General features: G+C 66.6%; 1 protein-coding gene. It reads right to left on the bottom strand.

Going from position 1 to position 332, the window contains the following annotated elements; genetic code table 11:
- Positions 1-332 (bottom strand): integrase core domain-containing protein (locus FLM69_RS11295; protein ID WP_141844313.1); only part of this gene is annotated, 332 nt, incomplete at both ends.

The following is a 332-nucleotide window of genomic DNA, read 5'->3' as shown; positions in this document are numbered from 1 at the left end:
CCCCGCAGGAGGTATGAGGCCGATGGTAGTTGTAGTGGTTCACCCACACGGCCAGCGCCTCACGCCGAGCTGTCTCTGAGGTATACGGGCGGGCGTAGAGGACCTCATCGACCATCAGCCGGTTGTAGCGTTCGACCTTCCCGTTATGGCGCGGGGTGTAGGGGCGGATCCGGTGGTGCCGGCCCCCGAGCGAGACCACCTTGGCGGTGAAGTCCGCAGCCCGGTAGTTGTTTCCGTTGTCCGTGATCACCCGGTCCACGGTGATGCCGTGGGCGGCGAAGAACGCCCTCGCCCGGCAGTAGAAGCTCACGGTCGTGGCCGCCCGCTCGTCC

Origin of the sequence: Micrococcus sp. R8502A1, from assembly GCF_006704135.1 — a bacterium.
Lineage (GTDB): Bacteria > Actinomycetota > Actinomycetes > Actinomycetales > Micrococcaceae > Micrococcus > Micrococcus luteus.
This window is presented reverse-complemented; position numbering and strand designations above follow the sequence as displayed.